Here is a 16729-nt window from a genome sequence, read left to right on the forward strand (position 1 = left end):
GTCGATGAGCGCAGGCTGCCGACGATGGGGCCGGTACAGCTTAACGCTTGGGGCTTAACAGCACTTTGGCCCGGACTTGCCACCATAACGCGCTTCCTGGCGCTCCCGGAAGAACGCTTCGTACGTCATGACCGGTTTGTCCGGATGCGTCTTGTTCATGTGTTCGACGTAATTGTCGTAGTCAGGCATGCCCACCATCAGGCGTGCAGCCTGCCCCAGGTATTTGCCCAGCCGACCCAGGTCATTGAACATCGCAGCAGTCCTCTCAAGCGTCAGGCAGGGCCTGGAACGGGGTTTCCTTGTCGGTCCGCTCCTTGCGACCCCAGGCGGCGTAGCCCACCTTGATCGCGAAGAACAGGATGCTGAATACCACCAGCAGGAACAGGATGGTCAGCCCGGCGTTGGTGTAGGCGTTGTAGATCACGTGCTGCATCTGCCCGATGTCCTTGGCTGGTGCCAGTACCTGCCCAGCGTCCAGTGCGGTGCTGTATTTCTTGGCCAAGGCCAGGAAGCCCACGGCCGGGTTGGGATCGAACAGCTTGATCAGGCCGGCCGCCGTGGTGCAGATCAGCAACCAGGTAGCTGGCAGCAGCGTGACCCAGATGTAGCGCTGGCGCTTCATCTTGATCAGCACCACGGTGCCCAGCATCAACGCAATACCGGCCAGCATCTGGTTGGAGATGCCGAACAGCGGCCACAGCGTGTTGATACCCCCGAGCGGGTCGATCACGCCTTGGTAGAGCAGGTAGCCCCACATGGCGACGCAACCTGCGGTGGCCAGCAGGTTCGCGCCCCACGATTCGGTGCGCTTGAGCGCCGGCACGAAGCTGCCCAGCAGGTCCTGCAGCATGAAGCGCCCGGCACGGGTACCGGCGTCCACGGCGGTGAGGATGAACAAGGCCTCGAACAAAATAGCGAAGTGATACCAGAACGCCATGGTGTTCTCGCCAGGCAGTACTTGGTGAAGAATCTGCGCGATACCCACGGCCAATGTCGGCGCACCGCCGGCGCGGGCCAGGATGGTGTGCTCGCCGATGTCACGGGCAACCGCCTCAAGCTGCTCGGGCGTGATCAAGAAGCCCCAGCTGCTGACCGTCTGCGCCACCGAAACCGTGTCTGCACCGACCACGGCAGCCGGGCTGTTCATGGCGAAGTACACGCCCGGCTCGATCACCGAGGCCGCGACCATGGCCATGATCGCCACGAACGATTCCATCAGCATGCCGCCGTAGCCGATGTAGCGGGCGTTGGTTTCGTTGTCCAGCAGCTTGGGCGTGGTGCCCGACGAGATCAGGGCATGGAACCCTGAGACCGCGCCACAGGCGATGGTGATGAACAGGAACGGGAACAGCGTACCCTTCCAGACCGGGCCGGTGCCATCGGTGAACTGGGTCAGCGCTGGCATCTTGAGTTCAGGGGCGATGATCAGGATACCGATGGCAAGGCCCACGATGGTGCCGATCTTGAGGAAGGTGGACAGGTAGTCACGCGGGGCCAACACCAGCCAGACCGGCAGCACGGCTGCGACGAAGCCGTAGCCCACCAGCATCCAGGTAATTTGAACACCGGTGAAGGTGAAGGCTGGGCCCCAGACCGGATCCGCGGCAATCTGGCCGCCCAACCAGATGGAAGCCAGCAGCAGCACCACGCCGATGAGGGAAATCTCACCGATGCGGCCGGGGCGGATGTAGCGCATGTAGACGCCCATGAACATGGCGATCGGGATGGTCGCCATCACCGTGAACATGCCCCAGGGGCTCTCGGCCAGGGCCTTGACCACGATCAGCGCCAGCACCGCGAGGATGATGATCATGATCAGGAAACAGCCGAACAGGGCGATGGTGCCCGGAATGCGGCCCATTTCTTCGCGCACCATGTCGCCCAGCGAGCGGCCGTTGCGGCGGGTGGACAAGAACAGGACCATGAAGTCCTGGACGGCACCGGCCAGTACCACACCGGCTATCAGCCACAGGGTGCCGGGCAGATAGCCCATCTGCGCCGCCAGTACCGGACCGACCAATGGGCCTGCGCCAGCGATGGCCGCGAAGTGGTGGCCGAAGAGGATGTGCTTGTTGGTTGGAACATAGTCCAGACCGTCATTGTTGAGCACCGCAGGGGTGGCGCGGCGTGGATCGAGTTGCATCACTTTGGTGGCGATGAACAGACTGTAATAGCGGTAGGCGACCAGATAAATGGCCACTGCCGCGACCACGATCCACAAGGCATTGATCGCTTCGCCACGGCGCAGGGCGACGACACCCAGCGCGCAGGCTCCCAGGACTGCCAGCACCAGCCACGGGAGGTGGCGTAGCAGGCTGTTGTTATTGTTCATAGTTGGCTTCCAGCTGAGAGGTTGGAATGGATGGCCCTTTGAGTCTAGGGCCTGCCTGCCGGCTTTACCATCTCCAATTACGCCAGATGCCACAGGCCCGAACCCGCTCTAGTGCGGGGTTCATCCTCGGTTGCCAGCGCCCCTTCAACCTACAGCTGGGTTTGGCAACTGGCATTCCTGACAGAGATGAGGCCTGGTAATTCTTTGGTTCATAACCTGCAACTGCCGGAGCGCGAAGGCTACCATGTGCTGCTTGGCCTCTGGAAAATTGCCTAAACCGAAAGCTTTTCATCAGGCAGTGGGCCTGGACTTCTTCAAATAGCCTTGGGTGGCAAACAATGACGTACATATGGCTGGTCTATAGTCTGAGCATCAGATGAGGACTCGCCATGACCCCGCCACCTTCCGAACGCCGCCGCTTCCAACGTATCGATTTCGACGCACCTGCCGAACTTCGCCAAGGCGAGCAGCGCTGGCCTGCCAGGCTCATCGATCTATCCCTCAAAGGCCTGCTGGTCGAGCGCCCGAGCGACTGGACCCCGGACCCTACCCAGAACTACGAAGCGGTCATCCAACTTGACGCCGATACCTGGGTGAAGATGCAAGTCGAACTGCGCCATGAAGAACCCACGCGGCTGGGCTTCGTTTGCTTGTACATCGACATCGACTCCATGAGCCACCTGCACCGTCTTGTGGAACTGAACATTGCCGACAGCACCGAAATGATGCGTGAGCTGCGGGAATTGATCGAATAACAGGATCTATTAGCTGGCTAACTGCCTCAGCCCCCCCCCTTTCCTGTCCATCTAGACAGCTTCCTGCCTGCCTCAGGCATCTTTGTATACACCCTCTCTGTACAAGCGCTTTGGGTTGGTATGCCTCCTGCAACAAGGACGCGAACGCCCCAAGGCTGCCCATGACGGCGCTTGGATCAAAATATTGTATACAATTTGTGTAGTACCTGTAGGCAATAACTGACTACAGTAGCTCCACAACAATAAACAGAGAGCCTGCGCCATGACTACGTCCACAAGCACGTCTCCCGCCCAGCGACCAGAGGACGAAAACCTCGGCTTGGGTGCCAACCTGGCCTACGGTCTGCAGCACGTGTTGACCATGTATGGGGGGATCGTTGCCGTACCCTTGATCCTGGGGCAGGCCGCAGGCCTCAATGGCGCAGAAATCGGCATGCTCATCGCCGCTTCGCTGTTTGCAGGTGGCTTGGCGACCTTGCTACAGACCCTGGGTCTGCCATTCTTCGGCTGCCAACTACCCTTGGTGCAAGGGGTGTCCTTCGCAGGGGTCGCCACCATGGGCGCCATCCTTAGCAGTGAGAGTGGGGGCGGGCTGCCGGGGGTGCTGGGCGCGGTGATGGCCGCCTCGCTGATAGGGCTGCTGATCACCCCGGTATTCTCACGCATCACCAAGTTCTTCCCACCGCTGGTCACCGGCATCGTGATCACCACCATCGGCCTGACGCTGATGCCGGTGGCCGCGCGCTGGGTAATGGGTGGCAACAGCGCCTCACCCGACTTCGGCAGCATGGCCAACATTGGCCTGGCTGCCCTCACTTTCGCCATCGTGCTGCTGTTGAGCAAACTGGGCAGCGCGACGATATCCCGGTTGTCCATCCTGTTGGCGATGGTGGTCGGTACGCTGATCGCCTGGGCACTGGGCATGACCGACTTCAGCAAGGTTACCGAAGGCCCTGTTTTCGCCTTCCCGACGCCCTTCCACTTCGGTATGCCGGAATTCCACATCGCGGCCATCCTGTCGATGTGCATCGTCATCATGGTGACGCTGGTGGAAACCTCGGCCGACATCCTGGCCGTGGGTGAGATCATCGGTACCAAGGTCGACTCCAAGCGCTTGGGCAATGGCCTGCGTGCCGACATGGCCTCGAGCATCCTCGCACCAGTGTTTGGCTCGTTCACGCAAAGTGCATTCGCCCAGAACGTGGGCCTGGTCGCCGTGACTGGCGTGCGCAGCCGCTACGTGGTGGCCACCGGCGGTGTGATCCTGGTGGTATTGGGCCTGCTACCGATCATGGGGCGCATCATCGCCGCGGTGCCTACCCCCGTGCTGGGGGGCGCGGGCATCGTGTTGTTCGGCACGGTGGCAGCCAGCGGCATCCGCACCTTGTCCAAGGTCAGCTACCAGAACAACGTCAACCTGATCATCGTCGCCGCGTCGCTGGGCTTTGGCATGATCCCGATCGCCGCACCGGCCTTCTACCACCAGTTCCCCAACTGGTTCGAAACCATCTTCCACTCAGGCATCAGCTCGGCGGCGATCATGGCCATTGTGCTGAACCTGATCTTCAACCATTTCACGGCGGGCAACTCGGACCAGCAGTCGGTGTTCGCTGCCGGCTACGAACGCACCATCCGTTACTCGGATATCTCCGCACTGCGCGACGGTGACTATTTCAAGGATGGCAGGCTATTCGATGCCGAAGGCCATGAGGTACCGATGAAGGGCCAGGACGAGCACGGCAATGAGCCGGTCAAGCGCGCGGCAATCGCCGAGCACTGACCCATCACATGGGTGTTGTACAGGGCCGATGCGCATCGTCGGCCCTTTTTTTCGCCTGTGGTTTATTCGAACAAGGCGTCCAGCGCCTGCTCAAGGCGCGTCACGGCGATCACCTGCAACCCTGCAGGCGCCTCCTTGGGTGCATTGCCCTTGGGCACGATGGCGCGCTTGAAGCCGTGCTTGGCAGCTTCCTTTAGCCGCTCCTGGCCACTGGGCACAGGCCGCACCTCACCAGACAGGCCGATTTCCCCGAACACCAGCAGGCCATGGGCCAGCGGCCGATTGCGCAGGCTGGACATGACGGCGGCGAGCAACGCCAGGTCTGAAGCTGTTTCCAGCACTTTTACACCGCCCACCACGTTCAGGAACACATCCTGATCGTGGGTCGGGATGCCCCCGTGCCGGTGCAATACGGCCAGCAGCATCGCCAGGCGGTTCTGATCCAGGCCCAGGGTGACGCGGCGCGGGTTGGCCAGGTGGCTGTCATCGACCAGTGCCTGGACCTCGACCAGCATCGGCCGGGTTCCTTCCCAGGTGGCCATCACGACGCTGCCAGGGACTTCTTCTTGGGTGCGATTGAGAAAGATCGCCGAGGGGTTGGAGACTTCTTTCAAACCTCGGTCGGTCATGCCGAACACGCCCAGCTCATTGACCGCGCCGAAGCGGTTCTTCACCGCGCGCAACAGCCGCAGGCGACCGTCGGACTCGCCCTCGAAATACAGCACGGTATCGACCATGTGCTCCAGTACCCGCGGGCCTGCCAGCGAGCCTTCCTTGGTCACGTGGCCCACCAGGAAGATCGCCGTGCCACTTTGCTTGGCATAACGCACCAGCAGCGCCGTACTTTCACGCACCTGCGCCACCCCGCCCGGGGCGGACTGCAACTGTTCGGTGAAGATGGTCTGGATGGAGTCGATCACCATCACCCGTGGCTTTTCCTGACGGGCGGTGGCGATGATGGTCTCGATGCAGGTCTCGGTCATGACCTTGAGCTGGTCCTGGGGAAGGCCCAGACGCCTGGAGCGCATGGCCACCTGCTGCTGGGATTCCTCGCCGGTGACGTACAACGCCGGCATGCCGACGGCGATGTTGCACAGGGTCTGCAGCAAAATCGTCGATTTGCCGATCCCAGGGTCGCCACCGATCAACACCACAGAGCCATCGACCAGGCCACCGCCCAGCACACGGTCAAGCTCGGTGCTGCTGGTGGTGAAGCGCGGGATCTCCTCGACGCTGACTTCAGCCAGGGTCTTGATCTGCGCCTGCTGCCCCGTCCAACCGGCGCGGCCCGTGCTGGGCGCTGCGGCGCCGCCGCTTTCGATCATGGTTTCGACCAGCGTGTTCCAGGCGCCACACTCGCCGCACTGGCCAGCCCATTTCGGAAAAGTCGCGCCGCACTCGGTGCAGCCATACAAGCGCTTGGCCTTGGCCATGGGTGGGTGCCTCCGGGCAAAACCTGCATGATACCCGAGGCTGACCGTGTCCCGGACGCCTTGGCATGCGACAAAACTATTCGGTGCGACGGAAGTCACTACCCCTGAATGCAGCGCATGAAGCGTTTAAGTGGCTTACACTGCGTTTACCTCACCATTTGTTACAAAGGAATCGAAACATGGGCATGATCAGTGAGTTCAAGGCCTTCGCGGTCAAAGGCAATGTCGTCGACATGGCGGTAGGTATCATCATCGGCGCGGCCTTCGGCAAGATCGTCTCGTCCTTCGTCGGCGACGTGGTCATGCCACCGTTGGGCCTGCTGATCGGCGGCGTTGACTTCAGCGACCTGGCCATTACCTTGAAGGCAGCGCAAGGCGATATCCCGGCCGTGGTGCTGGCCTATGGCAAGTTCATCCAGACCGTGATCGATTTCGTGATCATCGCCTTTGCGATCTTCATGGGCGTCAAGGCCATCAACCGGCTCAAGCGCGAAGAGGCCGTGGCGCCAAGCGTACCGCCCGCGCCGTCCCCCGAGCAGACCCTGCTTACCGAGATCCGCGACCTGCTCAAGGCTCAGAACCGGCCCTGAAGCGCACCGTTACAGGCTGCAGGAAGCGGCAAAGCTCCATGCATCGCTATCCCCTGTAGCCTGTAGCGGCACGCCGGCTACCAGTACGTCTCGACGGCCACCTGGCCCGGCCGTTTGCTAAGGCTCAATTGCAGGTCGCGGGCCTTGAGCACCTTGCGCGTCTCATCAATCATTTCAGGGTTGCCGCACAGCATGATTCGCGAATGCTCCGGTGACAGCTCAAGCCCTGCCGCCCTTTCCAACTCGCCGCTGTCGATCAAGGTGGTGATGCGCTGATTCAAGGCGCCTGGATGTTGCTCACGTGTCACGACCGGGATGAACTGCAACTTGCCGGCATGCTCGGCCAGGTACTCACGCTGCTCCAAGCCAGCAATCTCGTCCAGATAGGCCAACTCCTTGGCCTCACGCACCGAATACACCAGCTTGATGTTGTCGAAGCGTTCCCAGGCTTCGAAGTCCTGCAAAATCGACATGAACGGCGCGATGCCTGTACCCGTGGCCAGCAGCCACAGGTCGCGTCCATCGACAAAACGGTCGAGGGTGAGAAAGCCAAAGGCTTGCCGCTCCACCAATAGCGTATCGCCCTCGCCCAGTCGGCTAAGCTCACTGGTGAACTCACCGCCCGGCACTACGATTGAAAAGAACTCCAGGTATTCGTCGTGGGGTGCACTGACCATGGAATAAGCCCGCCAGACCACACTGCCGTCAGCCTTGGTCACGCCCAGGCGAGCGAACTGACCGGAGCGAAAGCGAAAACCCGCATCACGGGTAACCCGCAGGCTGAAGAGGTTCGGCGTGAGCGGCTGAACCTCGAGCAAGGTCTGGCGGGTGAATTTTTCGTCGCTGGCGGTCATGTCGGGCTCCATGTCTTGAGTCCCTACAGTGTCGCGCAAAGCGCCTGCGATAAAAACCACTGGGTTTTTGCGGCTTCGAGAGTTGTACAAAGATATGCAGAAGTACAGCACAGTTATAGCGAAAAAGACGGACACATCTATTTGAATCTATCTACACTGGCTTCGAACCCATAAGGACTGGGCCGCGCCGCCCTTGGAGATTCGCATGTTTCACTGGAACCTCGAGCACTTGCACGCCCTGGTGAGTGAGCGTAACCCACGGAAGCTGTTCGACATCGCGGTGCATCTGGTTCAGGACCTGGGTTTCGAGAATGTGGGACTTAAGCTTCGCATTCAGATTGCTACCCAGACACCGCGGCACTACTTGTACAGCAATTACCCCAGGGCATGGATCGAGCGCTACCAGCGCGAAGAATTCTACAAGCAGGATGCAGCGGCTGCGCTCAGCCACAGCTCGACCACGCCAGTGGTATGGAGCGATGAGGTCTACCGCGAGGTACCGCATTTTCGCGAGGCGGCCTGCGACCATGGCCTGCGCCATGGCTGGACCCAGTCCTTGCATGACCTGCAGCACAACGAAAGTCAGATGAGCGTGTCCAGGCCGCTGCGCAGGGTCGAGACCGCCGAGCTGTTCGAAAAAGCCGGGGCTATCCAGTGGTTGTGCCATACCGCACATGCGGTGCTGAGCGCGCATCACCTCGATGCACTGTGCCCCTCCCAGCCCAAGATGAGCAAACGCGAATTGGAAGTACTGAAGTGGTCGGCGGCGGGCAAGACTGCTGCCGATGTCGCCTGCATCCTGTCGCTGTCGCAGAGTACGGTGAACTTTCACATTCGCAGCGTGATCACCAAGACCAACGCCGCCAACAAGGCGGGTGCTGTTGCCATCGCCGCGTTACGCGGCTGGATCTGATCCCGGGCCTGCGAGCCCAGCCAAAGCCCTGTAGAATCGCTCGACCAGGCCTGCAGCGAACGGTTGCGGGCAGCCTTGTACCCGAGCCAGATTGCCATGCCCCTGTTGACCACCCCCTTTGCCGAACTCGATCTGATCCGCCAGCCGGACCAGGCTAACGATCCCTTGCAAGCCTTCGACGCCGCCGATGAGTACCTGCTCGAGCAACTGCATGCCCAGGCGTTGCCAGCCGGCAACCGTGTGCTGGTGCTCAACGACAGTTTCGGGGCGCTGGCGGCAAGCCTTGCCAGTCACATGCAGGTGACCAGCAGCGGCGACTCCTACCTTGCTCAACTCGCGCTGGCCAAGAACCTGGCACGTAACGGCCTGCCTGCGGACAGCGTTTCGTTCGTGCCTGCCTGTCACACCTGGCAAGGCCCCTTCGATCGGGTAGTGGTCAGGGTGCCCAAGACGCTTGCTTTGCTCGAAGAGCAACTCATTCGGCTGCAAGGGCACCTGGCGCCGCAGGCGCAGGTGATTGCCGGGGCCATGATCAAGCACCTTCCCCGCGCTGCCGGTGACTTGCTGGAAAAGTATGTCGGCCCTGTGCAAGCCTCGCTGGCACGTAAAAAAGCCCGGCTACTGACCGCCACGGTGGATGCGCGCCCTGCCTTCACATCGCCCTACCCCAGCCGCTATCGCCTCGAAGCGCCACCGCTGGAGTTGCTCAACCATGCCAATGTCTTCTGTCGTGAAGGCCTGGACATTGGCACACGGGCATTTCTTCCGCATCTGCCGGATAACCTGGGCAACGCCCGGGTCGCGGACCTGGGTTGCGGCAATGGCGTGCTGGCCATCGCCAGCGCCCTGAAAAATCCAGACGCCCAGTACACCCTGGTGGACGAGTCGTACATGGCCGTGCAATCGGCACGGGAAAACTGGCAGCTTGCGCTGGGTGTTCGGCCAGCCGACTTCCTGGCCGCAGACGGCCTGGCCGGCATCGAAAAACAGTCCTTGGATGTGGTGCTGTGCAATCCACCCTTCCACCAGCAGCAGGTGGTGGGTGACGTGCTGGCCTGGCGCATGTTCCAGCAGGCCCGCGAGGCGCTGGTGGTCGGCGGCGCCTTGTACATCGTGGGTAACCGCCACCTTGGCTATCACAGCAAGCTTGCCCGCCTGTTCCGGGGCGTTGAGCAGGTGGCGGCAACGCCCAAGTTCGTGGTGCTCAAGGCGCGCAAGTAACTGTCGACTGGGTGGAGCCTCGTACGGCGCCTGGGTGAGCAGGCGCGTTCGACGTACTACCGGCTGATGCCGGGGTTCAGTGGGTGGTCAAGCCGGCTGCGCTCATGAACAGGCGCATCAACCAGGCCGCCACACCCAGCGCGGCCACACTCAACGCCCAGATCAGCACCAGCCAGCCCAGGCGCTGCCACAGCGGTTTCTTGCCTGCCACGTCCTGATCACGGGTCATGGTGCAGCCTCCTAGTGATAGCCCTGATCATGGGTGACCTTGCCGCGGAACACGTAGTAGCTCCAGAACGTGTAACCCAGGATCAGCGGGAGAATGAACAGCGTTCCCACCAACATGAAGCCCTGGCTTTGCGGCGGCGCGGCAGCCTCCCAGATCGAGATCGATGGCGGGATGATATTGGGCCACAGGCTGATGCCCAAGCCGCTGTAACCCAGGAAGATCAGCCCCAGCGTCAGCAGGAACGGTGTGTAGTTCGCGCTGCGGGCTACTGCCTTGAACAGGTTGTAGAAGGTCAACAGCACCAGGATCGGCACCGGCATGAACCACACAAGGTTGGGCATGCTGAACCAGCGGTCGGCAATCTGCGGATAGGCAATTGGCGTCCATAGGCTGACGACACCCATTACGGCCAGCAACACAAGCGCCAGCGGCCGACCCAGCTTGTGCATCTGCTCCTGAAGCGGCCCTTCGGTCTTCATGATCAGCCAGGTACACCCCAGCAGCGCGTAGGCCACGATCAGCCCCAGGCCGCAGAACATGCTGAAGGGTGTCAGCCAGTCCAGCGAGCCACCGGCGTAATGGCGGTCCACCACCTTGAAACCTTCGATGAAAGCGCCCAGCGCTACGCCCTGGAAGAACGTCGCCACCAGAGAACCCCAGATGAACGCCTTGTCCCACAGATGGCGGCCAGCATCGGTGGCCTTGAAGCGAAATTCGAAGGCCACGCCACGGAAGATCAGGCCGATCAGCATCAGGATCAGCGGAAGATAGAGCGCTTCGAGCACGACCGCGTAAGCCATTGGGAACGCGCCGAACAGCCCCGCGCCACCCAGCACGAGCCAGGTTTCGTTGCCATCCCAGACCGGTGCGACCGTGTTCATCATCACGTCACGGTCACGCTCTTGTTTGACGAAGGGGAAGAGCATGCCGATGCCCAGGTCGAAACCGTCCATCACCACGTACATCATGACGCCGAAGATGATGATGACGGCCCAGATCAGTGGAAGATCGATACCCATGGCTCAGTTCCCCTTGCTCAGGTCTGCAGTGGTGGCATCGCTGCCTTCGTCGGCGGCGGACAATGGCCGCGCCGGCGTGCGTTTGCGGCCAGGACCGCCCGGACGCTGCTGATCGCCTTCGCCGGTATGCGGGCCCTTGCGCACCAGGCGCATCATGTAGGCGAACCCGGTGCCGAACAGGGCGAAGTACACCACCACGAACGCCACCAGGGTGACCCCCAGTTGGGCATAGCTGTGGTTGGAAACGCCGTCGGCTGTGCGCATCAGCCCGTAGACCACCCAGGGCTGGCGGCCGATTTCGGTGGTGAACCAGCCGGCGAGGATTGCCAGCAACCCGGAAGGCCCCATCCAGGTCACGAAGTGCAGGAACGGCCGCGAGGTGTACAGCTTGCCGCCCTTGCGCAATACAAGGCTCCACACGCCAGCGGCGATCATCAGCATGCCGAGCGCCACCATGATGCGGAAGGACCAGAAGATGATGGTGGAGTTGGGCCGGTCTTCAGGCGGGAACTCCTTCAAGGCCGGCACCTGCTTGTCCAGGCTGTGGGTGAGGATAAGGCTACCGAGCACCGGGATCTCGATCTTGAACCGTGTCGTTTCAGCTTGCATGTCCGGGATGCCGAAGAGGATCAACGGAGTAGGCTCGCCGGGCGGGTTCTCCCAATGCCCCTCGATAGCGGCGATCTTCGCCGGTTGATGCTTGAGGGTGTTGAGGCCGTGGAAGTCGCCGATCACTGCCTGAATCGGCGCGACGATCAACGCCATCCACATGGCCATGGAGAGCATCTTGCGCACCGAAGGGTTGTCGCGCCCCCGCAGCAGGTGCCAGGCAGCCGACGCGCCCACGAAGAAGGCGGTAGCGACGAACGCCGCCGTGGCCATGTGCATCAGGCGGAACGGGAACGAGGGGTTGAAGATGACAGCGAACCAGTCGACCGGGATCACGCGACCATCGATGATTTCGTGACCTTGCGGGGTATGCATCCAGCTGTTCGAGGCCAGGATCCAGAACGTGGAAACCAGCGTTCCGAGCGCCACCATGCAGGTAGCGAAGAAGTGCAGGCCACGGCCCACGCGGTTCCAGCCAAAGAGCATCACTCCCAGGAAACCTGCTTCGAGGAAGAAGGCGGTCAGCACCTCGTAGGTCAACAAAGGCCCGGTGACCGAACCTGCAAACTCGGAGAAACGGCTCCAGTTGGTGCCGAACTGATAGGCCATGACCAGGCCCGAGACCACGCCCATGCCGAAGTTGACTGCGAAAATTTTCGACCAGAAGTGGTACAGGTCTCGATAGACCTGTCTGTCTGTCTTCAGCCACAGCCCTTCGAGCACCGCCAGGTAACTGGCCAGGCCGATGGTGATGGCAGGAAACAGGATATGGAAGGATACGGTAAACGCGAACTGGATCCGGGCAAGATCCAGTGCCTCCAGACCGAACATAGGTGCTACCTCATCAGATAATCCGGCGGTCGGGCACTCGGCCCTTTCGCCCACTGCCCCCACATAGTCGAGTACGGCGTGTTGGAATTGTTCTGTTCGATGTGCAGGGATTGCGGCCAAAGGCCGAAATCGTCGGGGATCGTTGCAAACGTAACGATTGATCCAGGTCAACGATATGAGTCAAGCATAGCCCCGAACAGTCCGGTGCGAGGTGTGGTTGTTTGCCGCGTGACCGGTTGACCCACCCTCTGTTCAACGGCACCGAAACTGTGTCGAACACGGTAAACAGCAACTATTTGTTACATACAGATGATAGGCTGCGGAGCTTCCCTTGCATCGAGGTCACAGGTGTCCGATGTCCGAGACTGAACCGCTGCTGTTGCGTCATCATCGCCCTTTTCTGGCGTTCTGGCTGGCACGGGTCTTTACCGCCAGTGGATTCCAGATGTTGACCGTGGCGATTGGCTGGCACCTGTATCAGCTGACCGGCAACGTGCTGGACCTGGGGCTTGTGGGGCTGGTGGAATTTGCACCCCGTGTGCTGTTCATGCTGCATACCGGGCATGTGGCCGACCGCTATGACCGGCGCAAGGTCGCCGCCCTGTGCCAATGCCTGCAAGGGCTGATCGCACTGGCCCTGGCGCTGGGCAGCGCCACGGACCAGGTCAGCCGCGAGTTGATTTTCGTGCTGGCGTTTCTGCTCGGCGCCACCCGTTCGTTCGAGATGCCGGCGACCCAGGCGCTGTTGCCCAACGTCGTGCCCGCGGGCCTGTTTCCACGGGCGGTCGCCGCTTCGGCCTCTGCGACCCAGTCGGCCACCATCGTGGCCCCCGCCGTGGGCGGGTTCCTGTATGCCTTCGGCAGCGGCTGGGTCTACGGCCCGACCGTGGTGCTGTATGCAATAGCCTGTGGGCTGACCCTGAGCCTGCACGCGCGAGGACAGGTCGTTCAACGCGGGCGTGCCACCGTCGAGTCGCTGCTGGCCGGCATTCGTTTCATTCGCAGCCGACCGGACATTCTGGGCGCCATCTCGCTGGACCTGTTCGCCGTGCTGCTGGGCGGGGCCACGGCGCTGCTGCCGGTATTTGCCAAGGACATCCTGCTGACAGGCCCGCTGGGCCTCGGGCTACTACGTTCGGCACCCGCCGTGGGCGCGTTGCTCATGTCGGTGTGGTTGGCGCGCTTTCCCTTCGAGCGCAAGGTGGGCCGAACCATGTTCGCGGCAGTGGGCGTCTTTGGCGTGGCCACTGTTGCGTTCGGCCTGTCGACGTCCTTCTGGTTTTCCCTGGCGGTACTGGTGGTGCTGGGCGCTGCGGACATGATCAGTATGGTCATTCGAGGCGCCTTCGTGCAGTTGCATACCCCGGATGAAGTGCGCGGGCGCGTCAGCGCCGTCAATGGGCTGTTCATCGGTGCCTCCAATCAGCTCGGCGAATTCGAATCGGGGGTCACCGCGCACTGGTTTGGTACGGTCCCGGCCGTCGTCATGGGTGGGGTGGGTACCCTGGTGGTGACGGGGGTGTGGATAAAACTGTTCCCCACCTTGGCCAACCGGGACCGTTTGCACGAAGGCTGAAAAGCCACCCCAGCGGCCCTGCACGCCATGCGCACCGGGCGGGGCCGGCCTATTCCCAGACGGCCATAGGCCCCTGCCCGGCATGCTGGTATGATGCGCGGCTTTTTTCTGCCCCATAGAAATCACGGCAACCGGTACGGTCTGTGCTTTGCTGATGGGGTCGACATATTCATGGCGCCGGGGGCGCCTCGGGGAGCGGGCATGCTGGAAAGGCTGTTTCAACTAAAAGCACACAACACCAATGTGCGCACCGAGATACTGGCGGGCGTCACCACCTTCCTGGCCATGGCCTACATTCTCTTCGTCAACCCGAGCATCCTCGGCGAGACGGGCATGGACAAGGGTGCGCTGTTCGTCGCCACCTGCCTGGCGGCGGCCATTGGCTCGACCACCATGGGCCTGATCGCCAACTACCCGATCGCCTTGGCGCCGGGCATGGGCCTGAACGCGTTCTTCACCTACACCGTGGTGCTGCACATGGGGCACACCTGGCAGGTGGCCTTGGGCGCGGTATTCCTGTCGGCGGTGATGTTCTTCCTGCTGTCGATCTTCCGGATCCGGGAATGGATCGTGAACAGCATTCCCCTGCCCCTGCGCTCGGCCATTGCGGCGGGGATCGGGTTGTTCCTGGCGTTGATCGCGCTGCACAACGCGGGCATCGTCGTGGATAACCCTGCGACCTTGGTTGGCCTGGGTGACCTGCGCCAGCCGGCACCGATCCTGGCTACCCTGGGCTTCTTCCTGATCGTAGGCCTGGAAGCGCTGAAGGTGCGCGGCGCCGTGTTGATCGGCATCCTGGCCGTGACCGTGGCCGCCATTGCCATGGGCGTGACGCCATTCGGGGGCATCGTGTCCATGCCGCCTTCGCTGGCGCCGACCTTCCTGCAACTGGACATCGCCGGGGCGCTGGACGTGGGCCTGGTGAGCGTCATCTTCGCTTTCCTGTTCGTCGACCTGTTCGACAACTCCGGCACCCTGATTGGCGTAGCCAAGCGCGCTGGGCTGATGGGCAAGGACGGCCACATGCCGAAGATGGGCCGTGCCCTGATCGCCGACAGCACCGCCGCCATGGCCGGCTCGCTGCTGGGCACCTCGACCACCACCAGCTACATCGAGTCGGCGGCTGGCGTGAGCGCCGGGGGCCGTACGGGCCTTACGGCCATCGTGGTCGCCGTGCTGTTCCTGCTGGCCCTGTTCTTCGCGCCGCTGGCCGGCAGCGTACCGGCATTCGCCACGGCGCCGGCGTTGCTGTTCGTTGCCGTGCTGATGGCCTCGGGCCTGGCGGAAATCAACTGGGACGATGTCACCGAAGCCGCCCCGGTGGTGGTCACCGCGCTGGCCATGCCGCTGACCTATTCGATTGCCAACGGCATTGCCTTCGGCTTCATCGCCTGGACTGCCGTGAAGCTTATTTCCGGGCGTCGCCATGACCTGAACGCGGCCCTGGTGATTCTTTCCATCCTGTTCGTCATCAAATTGGGTTGGTTCAACGCATGAGTGCTGCATTCGACCCTAGCGCCTACGACGCGCAACTGCAGGATAAGGCCGCCCGCCTGCGTGCGCTGCTGGCCCCCTTTGGTGCGCCAGAGCCTGCCGTGTTCGACTCGCCGCGCGCGCACTATCGTCTGCGTGCGGAGTTCCGCCTGTGGCGCGAGGACGGCCAGCGCCACTATGCGATGTTCGCCCCTGGCGAGAAGCACAAGGCTATCCTGATCGACGATTTTCCGATTGCCAGCGAGCGCATCAACGACCTGATGCCGCGCCTGAAGGCGGCCTGGCAGGCCAGCGAGGCATTGAGCAATCGCCTGTTCCAAGTGGAATTCCTCACCACCCTGGCCGGTGATGCGATGGTCACCCTGTGCTACCACCGCCCGCTGGACGAAGCGTGGGAAGTGGCTGCGCGGCAACTGGCTGAAGACCTGGGGGTGAGCCTGGTCGGCCGCTCCAAGGGCAAGCGCCTGGTCATCGGCCGTGACTATGCGGTTGAAAAGCTCGACGTGGCCGGCCGTGTGTTCAGCTATCGCCAGCCTGAAGGTGCATTCACCCAGCCCAACGGCGCCGTGAACCAGAAGATGCTGAGCTGGGCCTTCGAGGCCATTGGCGAGCGCGATGACGACCTGCTCGAGCTGTACTGCGGCAACGGCAACTTCACCTTGCCGCTGGCCACCCGGGTGCGCCAGGTGCTGGCCACGGAGATCAGCAAGACCTCGGTCAATGCTGCACTGAGCAACCTGGCCGAGAACGCTGTGGATAACGTGCGGCTGGTGCGCTTGTCGGCTGAAGAGCTGACCCAGGCGCTGAACGAGGTGCGCCCGTTCCGCCGCCTGGAAGGCATCGATCTGAAAAGCTACGCATTCGGCACGGTCTTCGTCGATCCGCCGCGCGCCGGCATGGACCCGGACACCTGCGAGCTGACCCGGCGCTTCGAGCGGATCCTGTACATTTCGTGCAACCCGGAAACGCTCGCGGCGAACATTGCCCAGCTTCACGATACCCACCGGATCGAACGCTGCGCGTTGTTCGATCAGTTCCCCTACACCCACCACATGGAAAGCGGTGTGCTGCTGGTGCGGCGCTGAGCCTGGAC

15 protein-coding genes are annotated in these 16729 nt (G+C 62.1%); 8 read left to right on the forward strand and 7 right to left on the reverse strand.

What is annotated here, in order from left to right; all coding sequences use genetic code 11:
- Nucleotides 1–54 precede the first annotated feature (54 nt).
- Both FS767_RS17085 and FS767_RS17090 read right to left on the reverse strand, forming a co-directional pair.
- The gene (locus FS767_RS17085) at nt 55–252 is read right to left on the reverse strand and encodes a YbdD/YjiX family protein (protein ID WP_023534469.1); all 198 of its coding nucleotides are present in this window, start codon (nt 250–252) and stop codon (nt 55–57) included.
- A gap of 13 nt (nt 253–265) precedes the next feature.
- Nucleotides 266–2332 (reverse strand): carbon starvation CstA family protein, encoded by a 2067-nt coding sequence (locus tag FS767_RS17090; protein WP_058604871.1) that lies wholly within the window; start codon nt 2330–2332, stop codon nt 266–268.
- 389 nt (nt 2333–2721) lie between these two features.
- Here FS767_RS17090 and FS767_RS17100 point away from each other — a divergent pair, with 389 nt between their 5' ends.
- Together FS767_RS17100 and FS767_RS17105 are read left to right on the forward strand one after the other, a co-directional pair.
- Nucleotides 2722–3087 carry a PilZ domain-containing protein gene (locus FS767_RS17100; RefSeq protein WP_144967000.1) on the forward strand — a complete coding sequence of 122 codons (366 nt, stop codon included), beginning with the start codon at nt 2722–2724 and terminating at the stop codon, nt 3085–3087.
- A gap of 262 nt (nt 3088–3349) precedes the next feature.
- Nucleotides 3350–4867, forward strand: a complete 1518-nt coding sequence (locus FS767_RS17105) for a nucleobase:cation symporter-2 family protein (protein WP_144967001.1) — start codon at nt 3350–3352, stop codon at nt 4865–4867.
- A 62-nt stretch (nt 4868–4929) separates the two neighbouring features.
- Here the strand turns inward: FS767_RS17105 and radA are convergent, their stop codons facing one another.
- Nucleotides 4930–6300, reverse strand: coding sequence for a DNA repair protein RadA (radA, locus tag FS767_RS17110; protein ID WP_023534442.1), 1371 nt, complete (start codon nt 6298–6300; stop codon nt 4930–4932).
- Between the two features lie 179 nt (nt 6301–6479).
- Here radA and mscL point away from each other — a divergent pair, with 179 nt between their 5' ends.
- Complete coding sequence (gene mscL, locus FS767_RS17115; protein ID WP_058604868.1) at nt 6480–6890, forward strand: large-conductance mechanosensitive channel protein MscL; 411 nt, start codon at nt 6480–6482, stop codon at nt 6888–6890.
- Between the two features lie 77 nt (nt 6891–6967).
- Here mscL and FS767_RS17120 read toward each other — a convergent pair whose 3' ends face one another.
- Nucleotides 6968–7744 (reverse strand): ferredoxin--NADP reductase, encoded by a 777-nt coding sequence (locus FS767_RS17120; protein ID WP_144967002.1) that lies wholly within the window; start codon nt 7742–7744, stop codon nt 6968–6970.
- 205 nt (nt 7745–7949) lie between these two features.
- On the opposite strand from FS767_RS17120, the gene FS767_RS17125 reads away from it, so the two are divergent.
- Together FS767_RS17125 and FS767_RS17130 are read left to right on the forward strand one after the other, a co-directional pair.
- Nucleotides 7950–8657 (forward strand): autoinducer binding domain-containing protein, encoded by a 708-nt coding sequence (locus FS767_RS17125; RefSeq protein WP_144967003.1) that lies wholly within the window; start codon nt 7950–7952, stop codon nt 8655–8657.
- 96 nt (nt 8658–8753) lie between these two features.
- Complete coding sequence (locus FS767_RS17130) at nt 8754–9878, forward strand: methyltransferase (RefSeq protein ID WP_144967004.1); 1125 nt, start codon at nt 8754–8756, stop codon at nt 9876–9878.
- Nucleotides 9879–9954: 76 nt separating this feature from the next.
- Here FS767_RS17130 and FS767_RS17135 read toward each other — a convergent pair whose 3' ends face one another.
- From FS767_RS17135 to FS767_RS17145, 3 genes are read right to left on the reverse strand one after another with little or no spacing between them, the layout of a single operon-like run.
- Entirely contained in the window at nt 9955–10107 is a 153-nt protein-coding gene (locus tag FS767_RS17135; RefSeq protein WP_023534359.1) for a DUF2474 domain-containing protein, read from the reverse strand.
- An 11-nt stretch (nt 10108–10118) separates the two neighbouring features.
- Entirely contained in the window at nt 10119–11126 is a 1008-nt protein-coding gene (gene cydB, locus FS767_RS17140) for a cytochrome d ubiquinol oxidase subunit II (RefSeq protein WP_058604864.1), read from the reverse strand.
- A gap of 3 nt (nt 11127–11129) precedes the next feature.
- The gene (locus FS767_RS17145) at nt 11130–12566 is read right to left on the reverse strand and encodes a cytochrome ubiquinol oxidase subunit I (protein ID WP_144967005.1); all 1437 of its coding nucleotides are present in this window, start codon (nt 12564–12566) and stop codon (nt 11130–11132) included.
- Between the two features lie 355 nt (nt 12567–12921).
- Between FS767_RS17145 and FS767_RS17150 the strand changes: the two genes are divergently transcribed.
- The 3 genes from FS767_RS17150 (at nt 12922) to trmA (ending at nt 16721) form a co-directional block, all read left to right on the forward strand.
- Nucleotides 12922–14142, forward strand: coding sequence for an MFS transporter (locus tag FS767_RS17150; protein ID WP_144967006.1), 1221 nt, complete (start codon nt 12922–12924; stop codon nt 14140–14142).
- A 201-nt stretch (nt 14143–14343) separates the two neighbouring features.
- Nucleotides 14344–15639: an NCS2 family permease gene (locus FS767_RS17155; RefSeq protein ID WP_023534351.1), complete on the forward strand. Its 1296-nt coding sequence runs from the start codon at nt 14344–14346 to the stop codon at nt 15637–15639.
- The gene (gene trmA / locus FS767_RS17160; RefSeq protein ID WP_058604861.1) at nt 15636–16721 is read left to right on the forward strand and encodes a tRNA (uridine(54)-C5)-methyltransferase TrmA; all 1086 of its coding nucleotides are present in this window, start codon (nt 15636–15638) and stop codon (nt 16719–16721) included. The genes FS767_RS17155 and trmA overlap by 4 nt, the downstream gene beginning before the upstream one ends.
- Nucleotides 16722–16729 lie beyond the last annotated feature (8 nt).

The organism is Pseudomonas sp. DE0010 (genome assembly GCF_007680745.1).
GTDB classification, from domain to species: domain Bacteria; phylum Pseudomonadota; class Gammaproteobacteria; order Pseudomonadales; family Pseudomonadaceae; genus Aquipseudomonas; species Aquipseudomonas parafulva_B.

Excerpts from the sequence above, each read along its gene's own strand:
- FS767_RS17085 (WP_023534469.1), bottom strand. The coding sequence starts at position 252 with ATGTTCAATGACCTGGGTCGGCTGGGCAAATACCTGGGGCAGGCTGCA.
- FS767_RS17090 (WP_058604871.1), bottom strand. The coding sequence starts at position 2,332 with ATGAACAATAACAACAGCCTGCTACGCCACCTCCCGTGGCTGGTGCTG.
- FS767_RS17100 (WP_144967000.1), top strand. The coding sequence starts at position 2,722 with ATGACCCCGCCACCTTCCGAACGCCGCCGCTTCCAACGTATCGATTTC.
- FS767_RS17105 (WP_144967001.1), top strand. The coding sequence starts at position 3,350 with ATGACTACGTCCACAAGCACGTCTCCCGCCCAGCGACCAGAGGACGAA.
- radA (WP_023534442.1), bottom strand. The coding sequence starts at position 6,300 with ATGGCCAAGGCCAAGCGCTTGTATGGCTGCACCGAGTGCGGCGCGACT.
- mscL (WP_058604868.1), top strand. The coding sequence starts at position 6,480 with ATGGGCATGATCAGTGAGTTCAAGGCCTTCGCGGTCAAAGGCAATGTC.
- FS767_RS17120 (WP_144967002.1), bottom strand. The coding sequence starts at position 7,744 with ATGACCGCCAGCGACGAAAAATTCACCCGCCAGACCTTGCTCGAGGTT.
- FS767_RS17125 (WP_144967003.1), top strand. The coding sequence starts at position 7,950 with ATGTTTCACTGGAACCTCGAGCACTTGCACGCCCTGGTGAGTGAGCGT.
- FS767_RS17130 (WP_144967004.1), top strand. The coding sequence starts at position 8,754 with ATGCCCCTGTTGACCACCCCCTTTGCCGAACTCGATCTGATCCGCCAG.
- FS767_RS17135 (WP_023534359.1), bottom strand. The coding sequence starts at position 10,107 with ATGACCCGTGATCAGGACGTGGCAGGCAAGAAACCGCTGTGGCAGCGC.
- cydB (WP_058604864.1), bottom strand. The coding sequence starts at position 11,126 with ATGGGTATCGATCTTCCACTGATCTGGGCCGTCATCATCATCTTCGGC.
- FS767_RS17145 (WP_144967005.1), bottom strand. The coding sequence starts at position 12,566 with ATGTTCGGTCTGGAGGCACTGGATCTTGCCCGGATCCAGTTCGCGTTT.
- FS767_RS17150 (WP_144967006.1), top strand. The coding sequence starts at position 12,922 with ATGTCCGAGACTGAACCGCTGCTGTTGCGTCATCATCGCCCTTTTCTG.
- FS767_RS17155 (WP_023534351.1), top strand. The coding sequence starts at position 14,344 with ATGCTGGAAAGGCTGTTTCAACTAAAAGCACACAACACCAATGTGCGC.
- trmA (WP_058604861.1), top strand. The coding sequence starts at position 15,636 with ATGAGTGCTGCATTCGACCCTAGCGCCTACGACGCGCAACTGCAGGAT.